Origin of the sequence: Tsukamurella ocularis (assembly GCF_965138335.1) — a bacterium.
In the GTDB taxonomy this organism is placed as follows: domain Bacteria; phylum Actinomycetota; class Actinomycetes; order Mycobacteriales; family Mycobacteriaceae; genus Tsukamurella; species Tsukamurella ocularis_A.
The window spans coordinates 44,519-67,843 of record NZ_CBCSDV010000013.1; the positions used below are offsets into that span (position 1 = coordinate 44,519).

The 23,325-nt window shown below is 70.7% G+C and carries 18 protein-coding genes and 1 pseudogene; 9 read left to right on the forward strand and 10 right to left on the reverse strand.

From position 1 onward, the window contains the following. Position 1: 1 nt before the first annotated feature. Positions 2 to 2,998 (forward strand): alpha-mannosidase, encoded by a 2,997-nt coding sequence (locus ACNAYW_RS13310; protein WP_415850172.1) that lies wholly within the window; start codon positions 2 to 4, stop codon positions 2,996 to 2,998. 94 nt (positions 2,999 to 3,092) lie between these two features. Then, entirely contained in the window at positions 3,093 to 3,245 is a 153-nt protein-coding gene (locus ACNAYW_RS13315; RefSeq protein ID WP_415850173.1) for a hypothetical protein, read from the forward strand. A 67-nt stretch (positions 3,246 to 3,312) separates the two neighbouring features. Here the strand turns inward: ACNAYW_RS13315 and ACNAYW_RS13320 are convergent, their stop codons facing one another. From ACNAYW_RS13320 to ACNAYW_RS13330, 3 genes and pseudogenes are all read right to left on the reverse strand, one after another. Then, on the reverse strand, positions 3,313 to 3,939 hold the full coding sequence (locus tag ACNAYW_RS13320; RefSeq protein WP_415850174.1) for an HNH endonuclease signature motif containing protein: 627 nt from the start codon (positions 3,937 to 3,939) through the stop codon (positions 3,313 to 3,315). 304 nt (positions 3,940 to 4,243) lie between these two features. After that, positions 4,244 to 5,448 (reverse strand): annotated as a pseudogene (locus ACNAYW_RS13325) (DUF222 domain-containing protein); the annotation flags it as partial. Between the two features lie 100 nt (positions 5,449 to 5,548). Then, positions 5,549 to 7,585 carry a M3 family metallopeptidase gene (locus tag ACNAYW_RS13330; protein ID WP_415850175.1) on the reverse strand — a complete coding sequence of 679 codons (2,037 nt, stop codon included), beginning with the start codon at positions 7,583 to 7,585 and terminating at the stop codon, positions 5,549 to 5,551. Positions 7,586 to 7,700: 115 nt separating this feature from the next. On the opposite strand from ACNAYW_RS13330, the gene ACNAYW_RS13335 reads away from it, so the two are divergent. Then, positions 7,701 to 8,090 carry a hypothetical protein gene (locus tag ACNAYW_RS13335; protein WP_415850176.1) on the forward strand — a complete coding sequence of 130 codons (390 nt, stop codon included), beginning with the start codon at positions 7,701 to 7,703 and terminating at the stop codon, positions 8,088 to 8,090. A 14-nt stretch (positions 8,091 to 8,104) separates the two neighbouring features. Here ACNAYW_RS13335 and ACNAYW_RS13340 read toward each other — a convergent pair whose 3' ends face one another. Together ACNAYW_RS13340 and ACNAYW_RS13345 are read right to left on the reverse strand one after the other, a co-directional pair. Beyond that, positions 8,105 to 8,758, reverse strand: coding sequence for a pentapeptide repeat-containing protein (locus ACNAYW_RS13340; RefSeq protein ID WP_415850177.1), 654 nt, complete (start codon positions 8,756 to 8,758; stop codon positions 8,105 to 8,107). 149 nt (positions 8,759 to 8,907) lie between these two features. Then, complete coding sequence (locus ACNAYW_RS13345; RefSeq protein WP_415850237.1) at positions 8,908 to 9,816, reverse strand: NAD(P)H-dependent flavin oxidoreductase; 909 nt, start codon at positions 9,814 to 9,816, stop codon at positions 8,908 to 8,910. A 95-nt stretch (positions 9,817 to 9,911) separates the two neighbouring features. Here ACNAYW_RS13345 and ACNAYW_RS13350 point away from each other — a divergent pair, with 95 nt between their 5' ends. Further along, the gene (locus ACNAYW_RS13350; RefSeq protein WP_415850178.1) at positions 9,912 to 11,021 is read left to right on the forward strand and encodes a winged helix DNA-binding domain-containing protein; all 1,110 of its coding nucleotides are present in this window, start codon (positions 9,912 to 9,914) and stop codon (positions 11,019 to 11,021) included. An 18-nt stretch (positions 11,022 to 11,039) separates the two neighbouring features. Here ACNAYW_RS13350 and ACNAYW_RS13355 read toward each other — a convergent pair whose 3' ends face one another. Continuing rightward, positions 11,040 to 11,435: a hypothetical protein gene (locus ACNAYW_RS13355; RefSeq protein ID WP_415850179.1), complete on the reverse strand. Its 396-nt coding sequence runs from the start codon at positions 11,433 to 11,435 to the stop codon at positions 11,040 to 11,042. Positions 11,436 to 11,799: 364 nt separating this feature from the next. Then, positions 11,800 to 12,249, reverse strand: coding sequence for a MarR family winged helix-turn-helix transcriptional regulator (locus ACNAYW_RS13360; protein ID WP_415850180.1), 450 nt, complete (start codon positions 12,247 to 12,249; stop codon positions 11,800 to 11,802). A 150-nt stretch (positions 12,250 to 12,399) separates the two neighbouring features. On the opposite strand from ACNAYW_RS13360, the gene ACNAYW_RS13365 reads away from it, so the two are divergent. Together ACNAYW_RS13365 and ACNAYW_RS13370 are read left to right on the forward strand one after the other, a co-directional pair. Beyond that, positions 12,400 to 13,590 (forward strand): MFS transporter, encoded by a 1,191-nt coding sequence (locus ACNAYW_RS13365; RefSeq protein WP_415850181.1) that lies wholly within the window; start codon positions 12,400 to 12,402, stop codon positions 13,588 to 13,590. 44 nt (positions 13,591 to 13,634) lie between these two features. Beyond that, the gene (locus tag ACNAYW_RS13370; protein WP_415850182.1) at positions 13,635 to 14,459 is read left to right on the forward strand and encodes an aldo/keto reductase; all 825 of its coding nucleotides are present in this window, start codon (positions 13,635 to 13,637) and stop codon (positions 14,457 to 14,459) included. Between the two features lie 4 nt (positions 14,460 to 14,463). Here ACNAYW_RS13370 and ACNAYW_RS13375 read toward each other — a convergent pair whose 3' ends face one another. Genes ACNAYW_RS13375 through ACNAYW_RS13385 form a run of 3 tightly spaced genes read right to left on the reverse strand, consistent with a single transcriptional unit; the run spans position 14,464 to position 17,981 of the window. Beyond that, complete coding sequence (locus ACNAYW_RS13375) at positions 14,464 to 15,402, reverse strand: cation diffusion facilitator family transporter (RefSeq protein WP_415850238.1); 939 nt, start codon at positions 15,400 to 15,402, stop codon at positions 14,464 to 14,466. A 35-nt stretch (positions 15,403 to 15,437) separates the two neighbouring features. Further along, a complete protein-coding gene (gene lepA, locus ACNAYW_RS13380; RefSeq protein ID WP_415850183.1) occupies positions 15,438 to 17,291 on the reverse strand; it encodes a translation elongation factor 4 in 1,854 nt (617 codons plus the stop codon). A gap of 48 nt (positions 17,292 to 17,339) precedes the next feature. Continuing rightward, complete coding sequence (locus ACNAYW_RS13385) at positions 17,340 to 17,981, reverse strand: GNAT family N-acetyltransferase (protein ID WP_415850184.1); 642 nt, start codon at positions 17,979 to 17,981, stop codon at positions 17,340 to 17,342. A gap of 66 nt (positions 17,982 to 18,047) precedes the next feature. Between ACNAYW_RS13385 and betT the strand changes: the two genes are divergently transcribed. Genes betT through ACNAYW_RS13400 form a run of 3 tightly spaced genes read left to right on the forward strand, consistent with a single transcriptional unit; the run spans position 18,048 to position 23,310 of the window. Next, positions 18,048 to 20,213 (forward strand): choline BCCT transporter BetT, encoded by a 2,166-nt coding sequence (betT, locus tag ACNAYW_RS13390; RefSeq protein ID WP_415850185.1) that lies wholly within the window; start codon positions 18,048 to 18,050, stop codon positions 20,211 to 20,213. Continuing rightward, positions 20,210 to 21,724, forward strand: coding sequence for an aldehyde dehydrogenase family protein (locus ACNAYW_RS13395; RefSeq protein WP_415850186.1), 1,515 nt, complete (start codon positions 20,210 to 20,212; stop codon positions 21,722 to 21,724). Before betT ends, ACNAYW_RS13395 begins: the two co-directional genes overlap by 4 nt. Continuing rightward, on the forward strand, positions 21,724 to 23,310 hold the full coding sequence (locus tag ACNAYW_RS13400; RefSeq protein ID WP_415850187.1) for a GMC family oxidoreductase: 1,587 nt from the start codon (positions 21,724 to 21,726) through the stop codon (positions 23,308 to 23,310). The genes ACNAYW_RS13395 and ACNAYW_RS13400 overlap by 1 nt, the downstream gene beginning before the upstream one ends. The last annotated feature ends 15 nt before the right edge of the window (positions 23,311 to 23,325 follow it).

Below are 23,325 nucleotides of genomic sequence, written 5' to 3' on the forward strand. Positions count from 1 at the left end.
CATGCACGACGACCGGCGGCTGACCGAAGAGCGGCTTGACAGGTTCACCCGGGAGTTCCTGAACGGGGCGGTGTACTCGCACTCCGCCCCGGTCACCGTCACGGCGTGGGCGGCGCCGGGCGAGCCCGTGCCCTTCGCCGAGGCGGTAGCGCAGGAGTTCACGCCCATCACGCCCGGCACACCGTGGGGCGCGCCGTGGTCCACGCTGTGGCTCCACGTGACCGGGGCGCCGCCGGCGGACTGGACGGAGGTCGACGGTGCCCTCGAGCTCCGCGTGGAGCTCGGCTTCACGGGCGGCCCCGGCTTCAACGCCGAGGGGCTCGTGTACCGGGCGGACGGCACCGTCGTGAAGGGGATCTCGCCGTTCAACGCCTACGTCCCGCTGGCCCCCGGCGAGACCGTGGATCTGTACATCGAGGCCGCCGCGAACCCCGATCTGGGCGGCGACTTCGTCTCTCCCACGTACCTGGGTGATCGGGAGACCGCGGGCGACGGTCCGCTGTACCGCCTCGGCACGATCGACCTCGCAGTGCGGGACGTGACGGTGTGGGAGCTGCAGCAGGACATCTGGACGCTGAACGGCCTCATGCACGAGCTGCCCTTCGACCTGCCGCGGCGACACGAGGTGCTCCGCGCGCTGGAGCGGATGCTCGATGCGATGGATCCGCACGACGTGGCCGGTACCGCCGCGGCGGGGCGGGAGGCGCTCGCGCCCGCGCTGGCCTCCCCCGCGTACGGATCGGCGCATCGGATCACGGCGGTGGGCCACGCGCACATCGATTCCGCCTGGCTGTGGCCCGTGCGCGAGACCGCCCGCAAGTGCGCGCGCACCTTCGCGAACGTCGTGGACCTCATGGACCGCGATCCTTCGTTCCGCTTCGCCTGTTCGTCCGCGCAGCAGTTCGCGTGGGTGCGCGACAGGTACCCGGACCTGTTCGGGCGGATCAAGGACAAGGTCGCGACCGGACAGTTCGTCCCGGTGGGCGGCATGTGGGTCGAGGCCGACACGAACATGCCCGGCGGCGAGGCGATGGCCCGCCAGTTCGTCGCGGGCAAGCGGTTCTTCCTGCACGAGTTCGGGATCGACCCGCCGGAGGCCTGGCTGCCCGATTCCTTCGGCTACTCCGCCGCGATGCCGCAGATCGTCGCCGCCGCGGGCTCGCAGTACTTCCTCACGCAGAAGCTCTCGTGGAACCAGACCAACCGGATGCCGCACTCGACCTTCCTCTGGGAGGGCATCGACGGCACCGCGCTGTTCACGCACTTCCCGCCCGTCGACACGTACAACTCGGACCTCTCCGGTGCGGATCTCGCACGGGCGCAGAAGAACTACCGGGAGCAGGGCGCGGGCACGCGTTCGCTCGTCCCGTTCGGCTGGGGCGACGGTGGCGGCGGGCCGACCCGGGAGATGCTCGCGGCCGCGGCGCGGACGGCCTCGCTGGAGGGCTCCCCGACCGTCGAGATCGCCTCGCCCGCCGAGTTCTTCGACGCCGCCGCCGCGGAGCTGCCCCACCCGGCGCGGTGGGTGGGCGAGATGTACCTGGAGTTCCATCGCGGCACGTACACCTCGCAGGCGAACACCAAGCAGGGCAACCGTCGCAGCGAGCACCTGCTGCGCGAGGCCGAGCTGTGGGCGGCGACGGCCGCGGTGCGCACCGGGTTCGCTTACCCCGCCGAGGAACTCGAGGAGATCTGGCACCTCGTGCTGCTCCAGCAGTTCCACGACATCCTTCCCGGCAGCTCCATCGCGTGGGTGCACAGGGACGCGGAACGGAACTACGCCGCGGTGGCGAAGCGACTGGAGCGGATCATCGCCGCGGCACTGGAAGCGCTGCCGGGCAACGACTCCGGGACTCCGCAGGCCGCCGATGCGGGCGAGCGCCGACTGGTGTTCAACGCCGCACCGCACGCCCGCGACGGGGTGCCCGCCCTGGGCGCGGCGGTGGTCGACGCAGCGGTTCCCGTGGCCCCGACCGCCGAGGGCCCGGGTTTCCGACTGGACAACGGCGTGATCTCCGCGCTCATCGACGGCCGCGGCCTGCTCGTCTCGCTCGTCGACGCCGCGACCGGCCGGGAAGCGATGGCGGCGCCCGGCAACCTCCTGCAGCTGCACCGCGACATCCCGAACCACTGGGAGGCGTGGGACATCGACTCGTTCTACCGCCGCGACGTCACGGACCTCGTCGACGTGGAATCGGTCGCTGTCGACGGCGACGCCGTGGTCGTGCGCCGCGCCTTCGGAGACTCGACGATCACGCAGCGGATCTCCCTGCGCGCGGACTCCCCGGCTCTCGACATCGAGAGCGACATCGACTGGCACGAGCGGCAGAAGCTGCTCAAGCTCGCCTTCCCGTTCGACGTCCACGCCGACCGCAGTGCCGCGGAGACGCAGTTCGGTCACGTCTTCCGGCCGACACACGCGAACACCTCCTGGGACGCGGCGAAGTTCGAGATCTGCGCGCACCGCTGGGTGCACGTCGGCGAGCCCGACTACGGCGTCGCCGTCGCGAACGACTCCACCTACGGCCACGACATCACCCGCCGCACGGGCGATTCCGGCACGGTCGTGCGCCTGTCACTGCTCCGGGCTCCCCGCTACCCCGATCCCGACACCGACCAGGGCCGGCACCGTCTCGCCGTCGCGGTCCGGCCGAACGCGACGATCGGCGACGCCGTCGAGGAGGGCTACCGCCGCAATCTCGCACCGCGCAGCGTGGCCGGCGCGGCCGCGGCGGTGGCCCCGCTGGTCTCCGTCGATCATCCGGGCGTCGTCGTGGAGGCGGTCAAGCTGGCCGAGGACGGCTCCGGCGACGTGGTCGTGCGCCTCTACGAATCCCGCGGCACCCGGGTTCATACGACGGTGCGCGCCGACTTCGAGCACGAGTCCGTGGTCCGCACGGACCTGCTGGAGCGACCGCAGGCCGATCCCGAGCCCGCCGGTGAGATGCGAATCACGCTGCGCCCCTTCCAGCTCGTCACGCTGCGCTTTCGCCGCTGACGTGCTCAGCGTCACCTCGATCGGCCGGAATCACGGTGATAGCTTGATGGTTCATCACTATCAGAAGTGATTTCCACGAACCAAGGAGGTCGAGATGCTCAGCGTGCTGGCATTGATCGCATTCGTCGTCTTCCTCGTCTGGCTGACGAGCGACCGGAACGGCCTGGACTTCCGCGCCCGGGACATCCATCGCGCCGTCGCCGACCGGGAGAGCCGCACCGACCCGCGCGGCGTGATCGTTTCCTGACGCCGCGAGAACGGCTGTCACGCCGGCATGTGAGTGGGTGCCCGTTGCGATCGGTCTTCCCGGCCGGTCAGTAGGGCGGTGGAGGCTCGAACGAGGGAGCGCGACGCGCCGGTCGCGGGACTCCGAGCACGGCCGCGAGACCGTCGTCGACCTCACTCGACGGTTCGTCCTCCCGCTCGCGCTCCGCTTCCATCGCGGCGATGTTCCGGCGGCGCAGCCTCTCCCGGCGGGCGTGCTCGCGCTGCAGACGCGTCCGTCCGCATGGCGCGGGCGCGACCTCGGGCGACGGCGCCCGCTCGGGGACGATCCACTCGACGCGAGCGAGATCCGGAAAGAGCTCCAGCACGACGCCGTGCGGGTCGACGATGTAGCGCCTGCCGTCCGGCGAGGTCCACAGGATCCGACCGTCGGACAGTCGCGCGACGATCCAATCCCCCGCGGTCTTCAGCTGATGGTGGGCGACGCACAGTGGCTGCATCTGCTCCGCCGTCGTCATGCCACCCAGCTCGGGCGCGCGATGGTCGTACTCGCGGCGATGGTCGATCTGCGCCCTCGACGCCGGACGGTTGCAGAACGGGAACACGCACCGCGGGAACACCAACCTCAGGTACCGGCGCAGGTCCGCAGAGGGGCGGTACCCGGCGCTACCGCGTGCCGTGACCAGTGCACCGGCCGGGCGGCGCCTGCCGCTCACGCGCGAAGAATCGACGACGTGCGCGTCCGGCGGACCGACATCCGATAACGAGCGGCCACTCGGCGACGGAAGCCCGCCCGGCCCCGCGTGCGGCGGCGGTCCGCCGGCGGGCGGCGGGTCACCATCGCCGAGACCGGAGCCGGCCGGGCCGGAATCATCGGGTCCGGAATCATCGGGCTGCGGGTCGTCGGAGCTCGTGCCGCCGAAGCCTTCCCCTGGCCCGGTGTGCCCCTCGAGGTGGGCGATGATCTCGGCGAATGCGCATGCGAACGCGATGNCCCGCGACCCCNGCGACGCCCCGTNNCCTGCCTCTGACTCGCCCCCTGTCTCTGGCTCGGCCTCTGACTCCGCCTCTGCCGAACACTGCGCCGCTCCGGCCACCTCTTGCGTGGCGGCCTCGGCCACGGTGTCCGAGATCCGCTGCCCGAACGGGCGGATCTTCGCATCCTTGCGGGCGGCGAGTTCGCGCGCGTGCGCCCCTGTGATCGGCCCGTGGCCCACCAGGTACCCGAACCCCGCAGGTCCGCCTTCCAGTGCCTTGCCGACCGATTCGGACTCCGCAACTCGCTCCGTGCCTTCCGCCGGCTCGGCGAGATCCTTTTCATTGACCACCACGTTGATCATCGTGATGAACCGGGTGATCACGCCGTCGGCGTCCGGTTCACCCTGGTAGCGGGCTTCGCGGTACTTGCATTCCGATGCCTCGCAACGACACCCGAGCGTCGAGTACCCGCGGGTGAGCTGCATCAAGCCATCCGCGTACCGTTGCGGCAGCGTCCGCGGATCCTCCGCGCACACGGTGCCCGCGATGTGGTCCACCCGCGTCGACAGTTCAGCGGTGTCGTGCGCCGGCAGCAGCGCGAACGCGGCCGCCATCCCGTCCTCCTCGGGGCGGAACGTGACCCGGCGGTCCTGCTCGGCCGCCCGACGGCGCCGCTCCACGGCCTCGGGATCGATCTGATCAACCAGAAGGTCGGCCGCCTCGCGCAGGGCGGGGATCGCGAGTACCTCGTACTGCTCGGTCAGGCGCTCCGCGAGACGCCCGTCGAAGACCCGGACCTGTTCCGCGGTGAGCACGCGCGAGCGCGTCAATGCGACCTCGCCGGCCTTCGGCGAGATCACACCCTCACTGATGAGCGCGAACACCTTCGGGATGCGCTCGACGAAGCCCACGGCCTTCTCGATCGCATGTGCTGCCGCTGCCGAGCCTATGCGCAGCAACGTGGAGACCTGCGCTTCCAAAGCTTCGGCCGCAGCGGAGAGCCGACGCCTGGCCTGCACCGCCTCTTCGTAGCCACCCGGCTGCGCCAGGTACTCCGCCTCACCGTCCGCGTACATCACCCGGTGCAGCGCATAGACGCTCGTCATGGTGCGACAGAACGCCAGATTCTCATCACACCTTTGTTCGAACAGAATCCGAGCCACCGCGCACTCCTCAACACCGGCAGCGGCGAGTCCCCGTGGAATCAAATCCCCAGGTAGATCGCGCAGCGCCGACGGAATGGCCATGACCTCATTCTACGCTCACATTTGCGATTACACCACGTATATCGAACGACTCGTCAGGCCCGACGACACCGGCACCTCCGGGAGTCGGAACATCGTGCCGCTACGCCGTCAGGCCGCGACGTTCCAGCAGCGGGGTGATGTCCGGGTCGGCGCCGCGGAAGTCGCGGTACGCCTGCGAGGCGTCGACGCTCCCGCCGCGGGAGAGCACAGCCGCACGCAGCTTCTCGCCGTTCTCGCGCGTCGGGCCGTCGTGTGCGGTGAACCACGCGGAGGCGTCGGCGTCGAGCACCTCCGACCAGATGTAGCTGTAGTACCCGGCGCTGTAGCCGCCCGAGAAGATGTGGTTGAAGAACGGCCCGCGGTACCGCGGCGGCACCCCCGGTACGTCGAGGCCCACCTCGGCGAGCGCCGCGGTCTCGAAGGCGTCCACATCGGCGACGACGGTGCCGGGCTCGATCGTGTGCCAGGCCAGGTCGATCACGGCTGCCGCCAGGTATTCGACGGTGCCGAATCCCTCACCGCGCGTGCCGGGTTCGAGCACCGACCGCCGCAGTCCCGCCGGCAGCGGTTCGCCCGTCTCGTGGTGCCGGGCGTAGCCGTCCAGGATCGTCGGCCACGCAGCGAACATCTCGTTGAACTGCGAGGGGAACTCCACGAAGTCGCGCGGGACGCTCGTTCCCGAGAAGTACGGGTACGTCACGTCCGAGAGCAGGCCGTGCAGCGCGTGCCCGAACTCGTGGAAGACGGTGGTCACCTCGTCACGGGTGAGCAGCGCGGGCCGCCCGGCGGGCGGCCGGACGAAGTTGCAGACGTTGATGATCACGGGCCGCGCGTCGAGGAGGCGGGACTGGTCGACGAAGCTCGTCATCCACGCGCCGCCGCGCTTGCTCGGGCGCGCGAAGTAGTCGCCGATGAACAGACCGAGCGGCGTGCCGTCGGGCCCCGTGACCTGCCACGCCCGCGCGTCCGGGTGGTGCAGAATGAGGTCGGTGCGCTCGGTGAAGCCGAGCCCGTACATGCGGGACGCGGCCTCGAACACGCCCTTCTCGATGACCGTGTCGAGCGCGAGGAAGTCGCTGAGCCGCGGCCCCTCTGCGCCGCTCTCCCCCGCTTGCGCGCGCTGCTCGGCGAGGCGGGCGTAGAACGGCCAGTCCCAGGCCTCGATCGCATGCCCGGCGATCTCTTCCAGCTCGGCGCGCTCGGCGGCGGCGTTCCGCGCGGCCGGGACGGCGAGGTCCCGCAGCATCGCGAGGGCCGCCTCCGCCGTACCGGCGGTCTGGTCGGCGATCTGGTACGCCGCGTGGTGCGGGTACCCGAAGATCGCGGCCCGCTCGGCGCGCAGGGCTGCGACGCGGGCGATCAGCTCGCGGGTGTCGTTCTCGCCGCCGCGCGTGTTCCGCTCCGACGACGCCTCGAAGACCTTGCGGCGCGATTCCCGGTCCGTCAGCCGTGCGAGGCTCGGCTGATTGAGCGGGTATCCCAGCGCGAGAAGGAATCCCTCGCGACCCGCGGCCTCGGCCGCTGCACGGGCGGCCGCCACCGCATCCGCGTCCAGGCCGTCGAGCTCGGCCTCGGTCGCGAAATGGACGGCCGAGACGTTGGTCTCGGCCAGGGTACGACGGGAGAACTCGGTGGTGACCTCGGCGAGTTCGGTGTTGATCGCCCGAAGCCGTTCCTGCGCGGCGGCGTCCAGCCCGGCGCCGGCCCGGGTGAACCGCAGGTGATAGCGCTCGAGGAGGCGCTGCTGCTCGGCGTCGAGGTCGAGCTCGGCCCGTCGGGAGTGGAGCTCGTCGATGCGGGCGAACAGCGCGGCGTCCATCAGGATCGCATCGAAGTGCGCCGACCACCGCGGCGAGATCGCCGCCTGTGCGGCCTCCAGTGCGTCGGTGCGGTCGGTGGAGGTCAGCGAGAAGAAGACCGCCGCGACGCGCCCCAGGTCCTGCCCGGCGCGCTCCATCGCCTCCACGGTGTTCGCGAACGTGGCGGGCTCGGGATTCTCGGCGATCGCCGCGATGTCCCGACGGTGCCGGGCGAAGCCCTCGGCGAACGCCGCCTCGAAGTCCGCGTCCGCGAACGCGGCGAAATCCGGCAGGGCGAAGGGCAGGGTGCTGGGGGCGAGAACGGCGTCGATGGTCACGTTTCGAACCTACCGCCCTTCCGAACGGACCTCACGACGGAAGCGGGGAGACTACGGGTCGGCACTGAGTAGTTCCACGGATCACGCGCGCCCGCGACCCGGCGATGCTGATTCCATGAGCGATCCGATAGCCCTCCCCACCCTGGTCACCACCGAGCCCGCGCCGCGGACGAAGCGGTCCTCGGCCGCGGACACCGCCGCAGGTGTCGTGTTGTGGATCCTGTTCCTGGGCACCGCGTACGTCGCGGCGATGTTCGCCGGCTTCTACGCGATGGCGGCCGACGGGTGCCCGCCCGGCCCCTGCGCCGCCTCGGACGCCGCCGGCGCCGCGATCCTCCTGCAGTGGGCGGGTATCGCCGCCATCGTGGTCGGCGCCTTCATCGGTAGCGTCGTCCAGGCGCGCCGACAGCGGTACTGGTTCTACTGGCCCCTCGTGGGCATCGGCCTGGTCGTGCTCTGCACCGTCGTCACCGGCGGCATGGCGAACGCAGCGATGGCGCTGTAGCGCTCGCGCGCCCGTCAGTCGGTGACGTTGACGCCCAGGTGCGCGGCGAAGACCTCCGCGAGGCCGACCACCTGCAGGTGCGACATGGTGGCGCCGGCGATGCCTTCGAGCCCGCGGATCCGCTCCAACTGCAGGCCGCGCAGGTCCACGTGCTGCAGATTCGCCCGTGTGACGTCGAGCTCGCCCGCGGTGCAGTCCTCGAAGGCCACCCGGTTGAGCGTCGCGTCGGCGGCGTCGACGCCGTCGAGCACGCATCCGCGGAAGACCACGTCGGTGAGCCCGGCGCCACGCAGGTTGACGAAGCCGAGCCGGACGTCGGTGAAGACGACGGAGCGCAGCTTGGCGTCCATGAGCTCGACGGCGCCGATGCGGGCATCGTCGACCTCGACCTGCCGGAGGGTCGAGCGCGTGGCCCGGAAGCCCGTGGCGAACAGCGCGCTGATCCGTGTCTCGAGGAACGCCGATTCGGTGAATAGCGCATCGCGGACCTCCCAGCCCGCCAGCTCGCACTCACTGAACGTGATCCCACTGAGGTCGCGCCCTTGGACGGTGGGGCCCGCGAAGCGACGGCGATCCTCGGTGTCGCCCGGCATCAGCTCGTCGGTGTTCCCCTCCTCGAGGTCGCCGAGGCGCAGGGGTGAGATCTTCGGTGCGACGAGGCCGGCCATCAGGCACGCACCTCCGAGAGGAGGGGTGCGATCCGGGAGGCAGCAGCGGCGTCGACGTTCACGCAGACGAACGTACCTCCCGCCACCGACACCGGGATCGAATCCCAGGTCGGAGACCGATGCGCGGGAGCAGCCGCCGTGGCTCCGCCTCAGTCGAGCAGTCCGGCGACGGCGCGCAGCCGGGCCTCGGCGTCGGCGGCGATGGACGCGACCACCTCGCGGGCGGGGCGCACCTCGTCGACGAGGCCCGCGGCCTGCCCCGCGTAGACGACGCCCACCTCGGGCAGCGCACCGTCGTAGGCGGCGCTGACCGCCTCCTCCGTGCCGGAGGACGCCTCGGCACCGTCGCCGTCGTGCCAGCGGTCGGTGAAGTCGTTGGTGAGCGCGCGACCGAACCAGCGCGTGGGCCAGGGCTGGTGCCGCGCCTTGTCGAAGACGTCGGTGTAGACGGTGTCGGCGCTGCGGGCCTTGAGCAAAGCCGGGATCGCGTAATCGGGCCCGACGGTCTCGGGCGAGGCGAGCAGGGCGGTGCCGATGAGCGCTCCCTGCGCGCCGGCGGCCAGCACGGCTGCCAGGCCTGCGCCGGTGCCGATACCGCCCGCCGCGAGCACGGGGAGGTCGGTGGCGCGGAGCACTTCCTGCAGGAGCGGCAGGGTCGCGACCCGCCCGGTGTGCCCGCCCGCTTCGCCGCCCTGTGCGACCACGGCGTCGACGCCCGCGGCCTCGACCTCCCGGAGATCCTCGACGGAGTTGATCTGCGAGATCACCACTGCCCCGGCGTCCTTGACCCGCTGCACGAACGGCGCGGGGTCACCGAACGACAGCGAGACCAGCTTCGGCCGCGCGGCGAGCACGGAGTCCAGCAGCTCGGGGCTGTCCGCGAGCGACCAGGTCTGCAGCCCGAACGCGAGCGGAGCGCCCGCGCCCGCCGCAGCGCGGATCACGCGCAGTTGCTCATCGATCCACTCGGGCGTGGCGTACCGGGCGGCGCCGACCATGCCCAGCCCGCCGGCGGCCGTCACCTGCCCGGCGAGCTCACCGCCGGCGCGACCGCCCATGGGGGCGCCGAGGATCGGCAGGTCGATGTCCAGGGTGCGCGTCAGCCAGGTGTTCCACACACCGACGAGGCTACGCCCGTGGCAGGATTCCGCCCATGGCCGCCGTCGATCCCGAGATCCGCCGCATCCGTGCGCTCCGCCTCCGCGCCCAGGGACTCGTGCCCGGCGTGCGGGACTGGCGCACCGCCCCGGACGCCGCCCGGGGCATGCTCGCGATCCAGGCGCAGGACGGTGCCGCGGCGCGGTTCGCCCTCTCGCTGCGCGCGTCCGAGCACCCCGACGACACGACGGTGCTCGCCGATCTCGCCGAGCGGCGGATCACCCGCAACCGCCCCGCGCGTGGCACCCTGCAGATCACGGTGCCGGAGGATCTGCACTGGCTCAGCGCCGCGCTCACGGTGCGCTCGCGCGCGGACGCCGCGAAGCGACGCCCGCAGTTGGGGATCACCGAGGCGATGATGGCGGACGCCGAGCGGATCATCCGCGCCGAGCTCGCGGACGGCGCGTCGAGGACCCGCCCCGAACTCGTCACCGCGTGCGCGGCCGCGGGCCTGCCCCTGGACAATTCGCAGACCGGCCACATCCTGCGGGATCTCACCGAGCTCATGGCCGTCGTCTTCGCCGATCCCGCACAGAAGACCGACGTCTTCGCCCTCGCCGACGACTGGGTCGCGCAGCGGCGCGAGCCGGAACACGCCCTCGGAGAGGTGGTCTCCCGGTTCGTGGCCGCCCGCGGACCGGTCACCCGGCAGGACATCGGGAAGTGGGCGTACCTCCCGATGGGCGCCGTCGACGAGGGCGTCGAGGCGGCGGGGGACGCCGTCGAGTACGTGCGCCTGGCGGGCGGCGACTACCTGGTGGCGCCCGACACCGTCGACCTCACGGACGCGCAGGTCGACGAGGCCCTCGCGCCGGCCCTGCTGCTCCCCGCGTTCGACGAGTACATCATCGGGTACGGTTCGCGCGCACCGCAGCTCGACGAGGCGCACCTCGCCCGCATCGTGCCGGGACGCAACGGCGTGTTCAAGCCGATGGTCGTGATCGACGGCGAGATCGTCGGTGTGTGGAGCAAGAAGGCGACGGCGAAGTCGGTGACCGTCACCGTCGAACCGTTCACGAAGATCGCGGCCGCGGCGAAGCGCCGCCTCGCCGGTCCCGTCCGCGACTACGGACGGTTCCTCGACCTCGAGGCGACGCTCGCCTGAGCGCGGGGCGGCGCGCCCTCAGTTACGCGCGACGAAGTAGTTGTTGCTGTAGTTGATGTCGAAACTACTGGTCGCCGTGTGCACCCAGGTCGACCGGAACGGGCAGCCCCACGTCGGCACCGTCCGCGTGACCGCGAATCCCTCACCGGGCGCGAGTGTCGCGCGCCCCTCCCCGCCGCCCCCACCGAAGCCGAGCCACACGTTCACCGCGGGCACGTTACCGTTGTTGCGGACGTAGCCGTGGTCGGTCTGGGAGTTCGTCTCCGGCCGGCCCGGCAGCGGGCCCCCGCACGAGATCCCTCCTGTGACCTGGAGATCCACGATGGGCACGAAGGCGCTGGCGGACGGCGCGGTTGCCAGCGACGCGGCTGCGGCGATCGCGGCCGACGCGGCCGCCAATGCAATCTTCCTCATGATTCGATTCCCCTGTTCCCCGATCGAACTTCTTCGGACGCGGCGCATTTTCGACCGCGAGCGCCGTTCAGCGGCGCTGTCTGTGTCGTCGGCCACGCCTCGTCCGTCGTTACGGGCCGTCGGGTAACGATTCGGGTTCACGGCCAATGGATTCCGTGATCTCATCGTCATCACCGCGTGACCGACCGCGCACAACGGCCCCGGCCGCGGGGTAGCGGGCCAGGGCCGTCCTGCGACCGCCGAGGCGGCCCGGCATCACTATGACACCAGTCACATTGTCGCGCGAATCAGGGGAAAAGCCAATGAATTCCACCGTGCACGAGGCGCAAGTTTCGAATGTTCTGCGTGATTCGGATGAGGCGCCTCATCCGAGGACGGGCTTCACCTGCACGGCGTCGACCAGCACCCGCAGCTCCGGCTGCTCCGCGGCCTCGGCGAGGGCGTCACGCAACACCCGCTCGTGCGTCGGGCGCGCCGCAGCGAGGAGCTCCCACCCGGCCGGGGTCAGTTCGGTGTAGATGCCACGACGGTCATCGGCGCACAGGATCCGGGTGAGCAGTCCCCGATCCTCGAGCCGGGTGACCAAGCGCGTGGTGGCACTGCTGGACAGCGCGGCGGCACGGGCGAGCTGCCGCATCCGCATGTGCCAGCCGTCCTGGCGGCTCAGCGCGTCGAGCACCGTGAATTCGACGACCGAGAGGTCGTGGCCCGACTGCAGGGATCGCTCGAGTTCGTTCTCGATGAGCGCGTGCAGAGCGACGAGCGTGCGCCAGCCCTGCGCGCGGATCTCCACCGCATCGTCGGCGATACCCATGGCCGGCGCCCCTTCCGTCGTGACACCCAGCATAACACCTTGCGACGATTACCAGCGTGTGCAACTATCTATTCGTTGTGTGTGCAACTACTGCAGACGCTGGTGATTGCAGACGCGCCACCTGTTCCTCATCGAGTTTAAGGACTTCTCATGCCCCTCGCGCTCCTCGCGCTCGCCCTCGGCGGCTTCGGCATCGGACTGACCGAGTTCGTCATCATGGGCCTGTTGCCCGAGGTCGCCGCCGACTTCGGCGTCACCGAGACCGTCGCCGGTTACCTCATCTCCGGATACGCGCTCTCCGTGGCGATCGGCGGCATCATCCTCACCGCCGCCCTCGGACGGGTGAACCGCAAACACGCCCTGCTCGGCCTCCTGGTCCTGTTCATCGTCGGCAACATGATGTCGGCCCTCGCCGGCAGCTACGAGCTCATGCTCGCCGGGCGCATCGTCGCCGCCCTGTGCCACGGCGCCTTCTTCGGCATCGGCGCGGTCGTCGCCGCGGATCTCGTGCCCGAGAACAAGCGCGCCGCAGCGATCTCCATCATGTTCGCGGGCCTGACCGTCTCCAACGTCCTCGGCGTGCCGCTGGGCACCTTCCTCGGTCAGGCCGCGGGCTGGCGCTCCACGTTCTGGGCTATCACAGTGATCGGCATCGTCGCGCTCCTCGGCATCGCCGTGCTCGTCCGGCCGACTCCGGCCCCCGCGACCGGTTCCCATCCGTTCGCCGAGTTCCGGATCTTCCGCAGCCGCCAGGTGTGGCTGTCGATGCTCGTGACCGTGCTCGGCTACGGCGGCATGTTCGGCGCCTTCACCTACATCGCGTTCACCCTCACCGAGGTCGGCGGCTTCGCCTCGTCGTCCGTGCCGTGGCTGCTCGTCCTGTTCGGCGCCGGGCTGTTCGTCGGCAATCTGCTCGGCGGGCGGGCCGCCGACCGGAACTTGCCGCGCACGCTGATCGTCCTGCTCGCCGCGCTGACGGTCGTGCTCGGGGTCTTCGCGCTCACCGCCACGTCGCAGGTCGCGACGGTCATCGCCCTGGTGCTGATGGGCGCCTTCGGTTTCGCGACCGTACCAGGCCTGCAGATGCGCATCATGAACTACGCCGCCGACGCACCCACACTCGCCTCGGGCGCCAACATCGCCGCGTTCAACCTGGGCAACGCGGTCGGCGCCTGGGCCGGCGGCCTCACCCTCGCAGCCGGGCTCGGCTACGTCTCACCACTGTGGGTGGGCGCGGGCATCACCCTCGCGGGCCTCGTCGCCTACGTCGTGGCGACCCGGGTGCCGGGCGGCGAGCACGCCTCCGCGCCGACGCCCGCCCCGATCCCCGTCGCCGCGTGACCCCCACGTTCCACCGATCTGTTCCACCCATCGAGGAGAATCCCATGACCACCGTCCCCACCGTCACGCTCAACGACGGAATCCCTATGCCGCAGGTCGGCTTCGGCGTCTTCCAGGTCCCCGACGACGAGGCCCAGCGCGCCGTCGAGGCGGCCCTCGAGGCCGGCTACCGCTGCATCGACACCGCCATGATCTACGGCAACGAGGCGGGCGTGGGCCGGGCACTCGCCGCCGCGGCCGTCCCGCGCGAGGAACTCTTCGTCACCACCAAGCTGTGGGTGGCGGACCTCGGCGCGGGGCGCGCCCGCCCCGCGCTCGACGCGAGCCTCGAGCGTCTCGGCCTCGACCACGTGGACCTGTACCTGATCCACTGGCCCGCACCGGAGACCGACGCCTACCTCGACACGTGGCAGGAGTTGCAGGGCCTCCGCGGCGCCGGCACCCGCTCGATCGGCGTCTCGAACTTCCTCCCCGAGCACCTCGACCGGATCGCGGCGCTCGGCGGGATCCTGCCCGCCGTCAACCAGATCGAGCTGCACCCGGCCCTGCAGAACCGCGCGACGACGGCCGCGAACCGCCGCCTCGGCATCGCGACCGAGGCCTGGAGCCCGCTCGCGCAGGGCGCGGCGCTGGACTCCCCCGCGGTCACCGCTGCCGCGGCGCGTCACGGCGTGACCCCCGCCCAGGTCGTGCTCCGGTGGCACCTGCAGCACGGCACCGTCGTCATCCCGAAGTCGGTGACGCCCAGCCGCATCGCCGCGAACCTCGATCTCTTCGGTTTCACGCTCGACGACGGCGAGATCGCCGCGATCGACGCGCTCGAGGCCGACGGCCGCACCGGACCGCATCCCGCCGCGTTCAACGGCTGAGGGCTCAGTCGAGACGCCAGTCCTCGTACGCCCTCGGGTCGTCGATCGGCTCGACGTGGATCGTGATCCGCAGGTCGTCGAAGAGGGCGGCGAGGTCCGCCTCGACCTCCTCGGTCTCGTCGTGGGCGCGCTGCACCGTCCAGTCGCCGGGCACGAGCATGTGCAGCTGGAGGAAACGCTCGTGCCCGGACTCGCGGGTCCGGACGTCGTGGAAGTCGATCCCGTCGGCCCGGTGGCGGTCGAGCACGGCGTCGATCCGGGCGCGCTCCTCCACGGGGAGCGCGGCGTCCATCAGGCCCGCGCCCGACTCCCACACCAGACGCGCGCCGACGACGAGGATGTTGACCGCCACCGCGATGGCGATGAGGGGATCCAGCGGCAGCCACCCGGTGAGCGCGACGAGCAGCACGCCGACGATCACCCCGACCGTCGTCCAGACGTCGGTGAGCAGGTGCTTCCCGTCGGCCTGCAGGGCCAGCGAGCGATGCCGGCGACCCACCCGGATCAGGTAGAACCCGACGAGGCCGTTGAGCACCGTCGCCAGCACCGAGATCCCCAGCCCCAGGCCGACCTGTTCGAGCGCCTGCGGGCTCAGCAGCCGGTCGACCGCGGAGGCGAGGATGACGATGGCCGCGACGACGATCATCACGCCCTCGAGCACGGCCGAGAAGTACTCCGCCTTGGTGTGCCCGAAGTTGTGGTCGTCGTCGGCGGGCTTGGCCACCACCTTGAGCGCGACGTAGGCGGCGACCGCCGCCACCACGTTCACCGACGACTCAGCGGCGTCCGAGAGCAGGCCCACGGATCCGGTGAGGCGCCAGGCCAGAATCTTCAGCCCGATCACGACCAGCGAGGTCGCGATCGAGAGCAGGGCGAAGCGAGAGAGGTCCTCCCGGGCCCGTGGCGCGGGCCCGGGGGACGCCGAATCCGACGGTGCGGTCACCGTCCGGTCCGGACAGTCCGGCACCGTCGGGACAACTACTTGCCCTTCGGCTTGTCCGCCGAGGCGTCGGAGGAGAGCGCGGCGACGAAGGCCTCCTGCGGCACGTCGACCCGGCCGATGGTCTTCATGCGCTTCTTGCCCTCCTTCTGCTTCTCGAGCAGCTTGCGCTTACGGCTGATGTCGCCGCCGTAGCACTTGGCCAGCACGTCCTTGCGGATGGCGCGGATGTTCTCGCGGGCGATGATCTTCGAGCCGATCGCGGCCTGCACCGGCACCTCGAACTGCTGGCGCGGGATCAGCTCCTTGAGCTTGACCGTCATCTTGTTGCCGTAGGCCTGCGCGCCGTCGCGGTGCACGATCGCGCTGAAGGCGTCGACGGCCTCGCCCTGCAGCAGGATGTCGACCTTGACCAGATCGGACTCCTGCTCGCCGGCCTCCTCGTAATCGAGCGAGGCGTAGCCGCGGGTGCGCGACTTCAGCGAGTCGAAGAAGTCGAAGATGATCTCCGCCATCGGGAGCGTGTAGCGCAGCTCCACCCGGCTCTCGGACAGGTAGTCCATGCCGCCGAGCTCGCCGCGCCGCGACTGGCACAGCTCCATGATGGTGCCGACGAACTCGCTGGGAGCGATGATCGTGGTCTTGGTGATCGGCTCGTGGGTCTCGCGCAGCTTCCCGTCCGGCCAGTCCGACGGGTTGGTGACGATCAGTTCCTTGCCGTCCTCGCCGACGACCCGGTAGACGACGTTCGGGGACGTCGAGATCAGGTCGAGGCCGAACTCGCGCTGGAGGCGTTCACGGGTGATCTCCATGTGGAGCAGGCCGAGGAAACCGCACCGGAAACCGAAGCCGAGCGCCACCGAGGTCTCGGGCTCGTAGGTGAGCGCGGCATCGTTGAGCTGCAGCTTGTCGAGCGCCTCGCGGAGCGCCGGGTAGTCCGAGCCGTCCACCGGGTAGAGACCGGAGTAGACCATCGGTCGCGGTTCCTGGTAGCCGGTCAGGGCCTCCTCGGCACCGTTCCGGGCGGTGGTCACGGTGTCGCCGACCTTCGACTGGCGCACGTCCTTCACGCCCGTGATCAGGTATCCCACCTCGCCCACACCGAGGCCCTTGGTGGGCTTGGGCTCCGGCGAGACGATGCCCACCTCGAGCAACTCGTGGGTCGCGCCCGTCGACATCATCTTGATCTTCTCGCGCGGGACGATCTTGCCGTCGACCACGCGGATGTAGGTGACGACGCCGCGGTAGGTGTCGTAGACCGAGTCGAAGATCATGGCGCGGGCGGGGGCGTCGGCGTCGCCGACGGGCGGCGGCACCTTCTTCACCACGCGATCGAGCAGGGCGTCGACGCCCTCGCCGGTCTTACCCGAGACGCGCAGCACGTCACCGGGCTCACAGCCGATGATGTGCGCGATCTCCTCGGCGTACCGGTCCGGGTCGGCGGCGGGGAGGTCGATCTTGTTGAGGACCGGGATGATCTCCAGATCCTTGTCCATCGCCAGGTAGAGGTTGGCCAGGGTCTGCGCCTCGATGCCCTGCGCCGCGTCGACCAGCAGGATGGCCCCCTCGCACGCCTCCAGCGCGCGGGAGACCTCGTACGTGAAGTCCACGTGGCCCGGGGTGTCGATCATGTGCAGGACGTAGTCCTCGTCCCCGACGGACCACGGCAGCCGCACGTTCTGCGCCTTGATGGTGATGCCGCGCTCGCGCTCGATGTCCATCCGATCGAGGTACTGCGCCCGCATGGCGCGCGCCTCGACAACCCCCGTGATCTGCAGCATTCGATCGGCCAGGGTGGACTTGCCGTGGTCGATGTGGGCGATGATCGAAAAGTTGCGGATACGCGAGGGCTCGGTGAAGGTCTCGTCGGCGAAGCTGGGAATCGGTCTCACTCCTCGGGCGGCTGGCCGGGTTCCCGGCACACGTCACCTTTCAGTTTCTCATGCCGCCGCGACCGGGCGCACCATGGTGAGCTGGTGGACCCGCGCGCCGCGGTAGCGGACACCGGGGACCGTCGGGGTCGGGCCGTGCGGCACGAACCCGCAGCGCTCGAAGAACCGCACCGCCCGGACGTTCTCGACCAGCGTCTGCAGGTGGCAACCGGCGCCGCCCAGAGCCTCGGTCCACGCCGCCATGAGCCCGTACGCCGCGCCCGTCCCGCGCGCCTCGGGTGCCACGTCGATGTGCAGGTGGGCGGGCCAGCGCTCGTCCTTCAGCTCGCCCGAGGCCGACGGTTCGCGGCGGCACACCGTCGCGAGGTCGAGCGCGGCGCGCCCGAGGAACCGCGCCGTCGCCGGGCGCAGCAGAACGGCCGGGCTGCGGAGCGCGGCGACCAGCCGGTCGTCCTCCGGCAGAAGCGACGACGCCGGCGGGCAGCCCGTCAGATAGCCGACGAGCGCGCCGTCGGCCTCCGCGACGAAGAGCGATTCCGGGCAGTGCTCGACGTAGGGGTCCAGGTAGACGGCCCGCTCGGACGCCGGGTGGCGCCACAGCTCCCCCGACGGCGAGCCCGCCCCCGCGCGCACGAACAGGGCGTGCAACGCGGCCTCGTCGCCGTCGCGGAAGGTACGGATCACGGCCATCGCGCGACCGCCGGGGAATGACCGACCTCGTCCGGTTTCACGCCCACCACGGTAACGTCGAACGACATGAGTGATTCTGAATCCTCACGAACATCGAAACCAGTAGAGACCACACCGACACCGACGAGCTCCTTGAACCGCCGAGTCTTCATCGCCGCCGCCGGCTCGGTGCTCGCCCTCGCCCTGTGGGCGCTCGCCTCTCCCGGGACCGCGGAGAGCGTGATCAGCGGCGTGGTCGACTTCATCACCACCTGGTTCGGCTGGTGGTACTTCCTCCTCGCGACCGCGATCGTCGGCGTCGTGGTCTTCATCGGCCTGAGCCGGTACGGCACCTACCGCCTCGGTCCGGAGGAGTCGCGGCCCGAGTACAGCCTGTTCACCTGGACCTCGATGCTGTTCGCAGCGGGCATCGGCATCGATCTGATGTTCTTCTCCGTCGCCGAGCCCGTGAGCCACTACCTCAACCCCCCGGTCGGCGCGGGCGAGAACAACCACGCCGCGCGCGAGGCCGTCACCTGGACGGTGTTCCACTACGGCATCACGGGCTGGGCGATGTACGCGCTGATGGGCGGGGCCCTGGCGTACTTCGCGTTCCGCCACAACCTCCCGCTCACGATCCGCGCGGCGCTGTACCCGATCCTGGGCAAGCGCGTCCACGGCCGGCTCGGCGACGCGGTCGACGTGGCCGCCGTGCTGGGCACCATCTTCGGCATCGCCACGTCGCTGGGCATCGGCATCGTCCAGCTCAACTACGGCCTGCACGAGTTGTTCGGCGTCCCGCAGGGCAAGGCCGCGCAGATCGGTCTCATCGTGCTGTCGGTCATCGTCGCGACGATCTCCGCGACCTCCGGCGTCGACAAGGGCATCCGGCGGCTCAGCGAGCTCAACGTGATCCTGGCGATCCTCCTGCTGGTCTACATCCTGGTCGCGGGCCGGTCCGACTTCCTGCTCAACGGCCTGGTCCAGAACATCGGCGACTACCTCTCGACCTTCCTCGACCGCACCATGGACACCTTCGCGTGGGGCCAGATCAACCCCGAGACCGCAGGCAACGACCCCCGTGGCTGGCTCGACTCGTGGACACTGTTCTTCTGGGCCTGGTGGGTGGCGTGGGCGCCGTTCGTCGGGCTGTTCCTCGCCCGGATCTCGCGCGGCCGCACCCTGCGCCAGTTCGTCTTCGGCGTCCTGGTCGTGCCCTTCAGCTTCATCCTGCTGTGGATCTCGGTGTTCGGGAACAGCGCACTCGAGGTGGCCCGCGGCGACAAGGACTTCGCCGAGGCCACGGCCTCGATGCCGGAGGTCGGCTTCTACTCGCTGCTCGAGAAGTACCCCGGCGCGCCCCTCCTGCTGGCGATCGCTACCGTCACGGGCCTGCTGTTCTACGTCACCAGCGCCGACTCCGGCTCCCTGGTGATGGGCAACTTCACGTCGAAGCTCGAGGACCCGATGGCGGACTGCGCGCGCAGCACCCGCATCTTCTGGTCCTTCGCGATCGGCCTGCTCACGCTCGCGATGCTGTTTGCAGGCAACGAGGGCTCGATCGTGACGCTGCAGAAGGCCACGATCATCATGGGCCTGCCCTTCTCGTTCGTGCTGGCCCTGGTGGGCCTCGCGTTGCTGCGGGCGCTGCACACCGAGTCGTACAAGCTGGACAGCTACCGCACCGCCCTGCCGAAGTCGCTCGCGGCCGGGCGCGGTGGCGGCGAGTCGGGTAGCTGGCGACGCCGACTCCTCGCGACGGTCCAGTACCCGGGGCGCGCGGCGACGCTGCGCTTCCTGGAGAACTCGGTCGCGCCCGCAATGCGGGACGTGGCGGCCGAATTCGCCGCCGAGGGCATCTCCGCCACCGTCGACGAATCGGGCCGCAGCGAGTCGCTGCCCTCGCCCACGCTCAAGGTCGACCTGGCGGGCGAGCCGCACTTCGAGTACTGCGTGTGGCCCGTATCCGCACCGGCCCCGAGCTACGCGATCCTCGCGCAGCGCTCCGACGACCGCTACTTCCGCTGCGAGGTGTACCTCGCCGAGGGCTCGCAGGGCTACACGCTGGGCGGCTACACCCGCGAGCAGATCATCGGCGACATCCTCGACCAGTACGAACGGCACCTCGGCTACCTGCACCTGCGCCGCGCCGCCACCGACCATCACGACGGCCACGACGAATCCGCCGACCCCCGAACCGATCCCGACCCCGATCCTGAAGCGTCCACGGAACCCGAAGGGACACCCGCATGACCGAACCCACCCTGTTCATCGACGGCGCCTGGCGCCACAGCGCCGACGGCGGCACGCGCACCATCGTCTGCCCCGCCGACGGCACCGAGGTCGCCGTCGTCGACGAGGCGACCGCCGCCGACACCGACGCCGCGATCGCCGCCGCCCGGCGCGCCTTCGACACCGGGCCCTGGCCGCACACCCCCGCGGCCGCACGGGGCGACCTGCTGCTCGCCGTCGCCGACACGCTCGACCGCCGCCGCGACGAGTTCGCCCGCGCCGAGACGCTCGACACCGGCAAGCGGCTCTACGAGTCCGAGCTCGACATGGCCGACATCGCCGCCTGTTTCCGCTACTTCGGCAAGCTCGCCGGGCAGGACAGCGGCCGCATCGTGGACGCCGGCTCCGCCGATATCGCCTCGCAGATCGTGTACGAGCCCGTCGGCGTGTGCGGGATGATCACGCCCTGGAACTATCCGCTCCTCCAGGCCGCCTGGAAGGTCGCGCCGGCGCTGGCCGCCGGAGACACCTTCGTACTCAAGCCCTCCGAGCTCACCCCGCACACCTCCATCCTGCTGATGCAGGTGCTGCAGGAGGTCGGCCTGCCCGACGGGGTCGCCAACCTCGTGCTCGGCGCGGGGGCGCAGGCGGGCGCGCCGCTCTCGACCCATCCCGACGTCGATCTGGTCTCCTTCACCGGCGGCCTCGTCACCGGCCGCGTCATCGCCGCGAACGCCGCCGGCACCGTCAAGAAGGTGGCGCTCGAGCTGGGCGGCAAGAACCCCAACGTGATCTTCGCCGACGCCTGCGCCACGCCCGAGGGCTTCGCCGCCGCGGTCGACAACGCGCTCAACGCCGCCTTCCTGCACTCCGGGCAGGTGTGTTCCGCCGGCGCACGTCTCGTGGTCGAGGCGTCCGTCCATGACCAGTTCGTCGACGAACTCGTCCGGCGCGCCGAGGGGATCCGCCAGGGTCTGCCCTACGCCGAGGGCACCGAGACCGGTCCGCTGATCTCCGCCGCGCACCGCGAGAAGGTGCACGCGTACGTCGAGAAGGCGCGGGAGGACGGGGCCGTCGTCCGCACGGGCGGCGCCTTCGCCACGGGCGACCAGGGCTCGGGTTCGCTCGACGCCGGATTCTTCTACCTCCCGACGGTGCTCGACCACTGCGACCCGTCGATGGCCTGCGTGCACGACGAGGCCTTCGGGCCGACCGTCACCGTCGAGACCTTCGAGACCGAGGACGAGGCGGTCGCGATCGCCAACGACACCGAGTACGGCCTCGCGGGCGCCGTCTGGTCCGCCGACGGCGGTCGGGCCAAGCGCGTGGCGCGCCGGCTGCGGCACGGCACCGTCTGGATCAACGACTTCGGGCCCTACCTCCCCCAAGCAGAGTGGGGCGGCTTCGGCGCCTCGGGCATCGGGCGCGAGCTCGGGCCCACCGGCCTCGGCGAGTACCTCGAGGCCAAGCACGTGTACGAGAACCTGCGGCCATCCGTGACCGGGTGGTTCGCCGAGCGGAAGGACGCCTAGTGACCTCTGGGGACGCACGGGACGAGGACGTCTTCGACTACGTGGTGGTGGGCGCCGGATCGGCCGGGGCCGCCGTCGCCGCGCGCCTGTCCGAGGACCCGACGGTGACGGTCTGCCTGCTGGAGGCGGGACCGTCGGACGTGGGCGACGAGGCGATCCTGCAGCTGGACCGGTGGATGGAACTGCTGGAATCCGGCTACGACTGGGACTACCCCATCGAGCCGCAGGAGAACGGCAACTCCTTCATGCGGCACGCCCGCGCGAAAGTGCTGGGCGGCTGCAGCTCCCACAACAGCTGCATCGCCTTCTGGGCACCGCGGGAGGATCTGGACTCGTGGGAGCGGGATCACGGCGCCGCCGGGTGGGGCGCGGACTCGGTCTACCGGCTGTACCCGACGATCGAGACCAACGACGCCCCTGGCGAGCACCACGGACGGTCCGGGCCGGTGCACATCATGTCGGTGCCGCCCAAGGATCCGTGCGGCGTCGCGCTGCTCGACTCCTGCGCCGAGGTGGGCATCCCCCGGGCCGAGTTCAACACGGGCACAACGGTGATCAACGGCGCCGGCTTCTTCCAGATCAACCGCCGCGCCGACGGGACGCGCTCGTCGTCGTCCGTGAGCTACCTGCACCCGATCCTGGACCGCGAGAACCTCACGATCCGAACCGGGGCGTGGGCGAAGCGGGTCGTCTTCGACACCGCCGACGGCACCCCCCGCGCGACGGGGGTGGACATCACCGACAACGCCTTCGGCCGCACCACGTTCGTGGCCGCGCGCCGCGAGGTGATCGTGAGCGCGGGGGCCATCGATTCGCCGAAGCTGCTCATGCTCTCCGGGATCGGCCCGGCGGATCACCTGCGCGAGACGGGCGTCGACGTCCTCGTCGACTCCCCCGGCGTGGGCGCGCACCTGCAGGATCACCCGGAGGGCGTGATCGGCTTCGAGACCACCCGGCCCATGGTCCGCGAGTCCACGCAGTGGTGGGAGATCGGCATCTTCACCCCCACCGAGTACGGCCTCGACCGACCGGACCTGATGATGCACTACGGCAGCGTGCCCTTCGACATGCACACGCTGCGCCAGGGCTACCCTACGGCGGAGAACACCTTCTGCCTCACCCCCAACGTCACGCACGCGCGCTCGCGCGGCACCGTCCGGCTACGGTCGCGGGACTTCCGGGACAAGCCCAAGGTGGACCCGCGGTACTTCACCGATCCCGAGGGGCACGACATGAAGGTGATGATCGCGGGCATCCGGAAGGCGCGCGAGATCGCCGAGGCGGGGCCGCTCAAGGACTGGATCGAGCGGGAGCTGTACCCGGGGCCGGGTGCGCAGACCGACGCCGAGCTGGCCGACTACATCCGGCGCACGCACAACACCGTGTACCACCCGGCCGGGACGGTGCGGATGGGCGCCGCCGACGACCCGATGTCGCCGCTCGATCCCGAGCTGCGCGTCAAGGGCACCGCGGGCCTGCGGGTCGCGGACGCGTCCGTCTTCCCGGAGCACACCACGGTGAACCCGAACATCACCGTGATGCTGGTGGGCGAGCGCTGCGCGGAACTGGTGTCCGCGAGCCGCTGACCCCGGCCCCTGCGG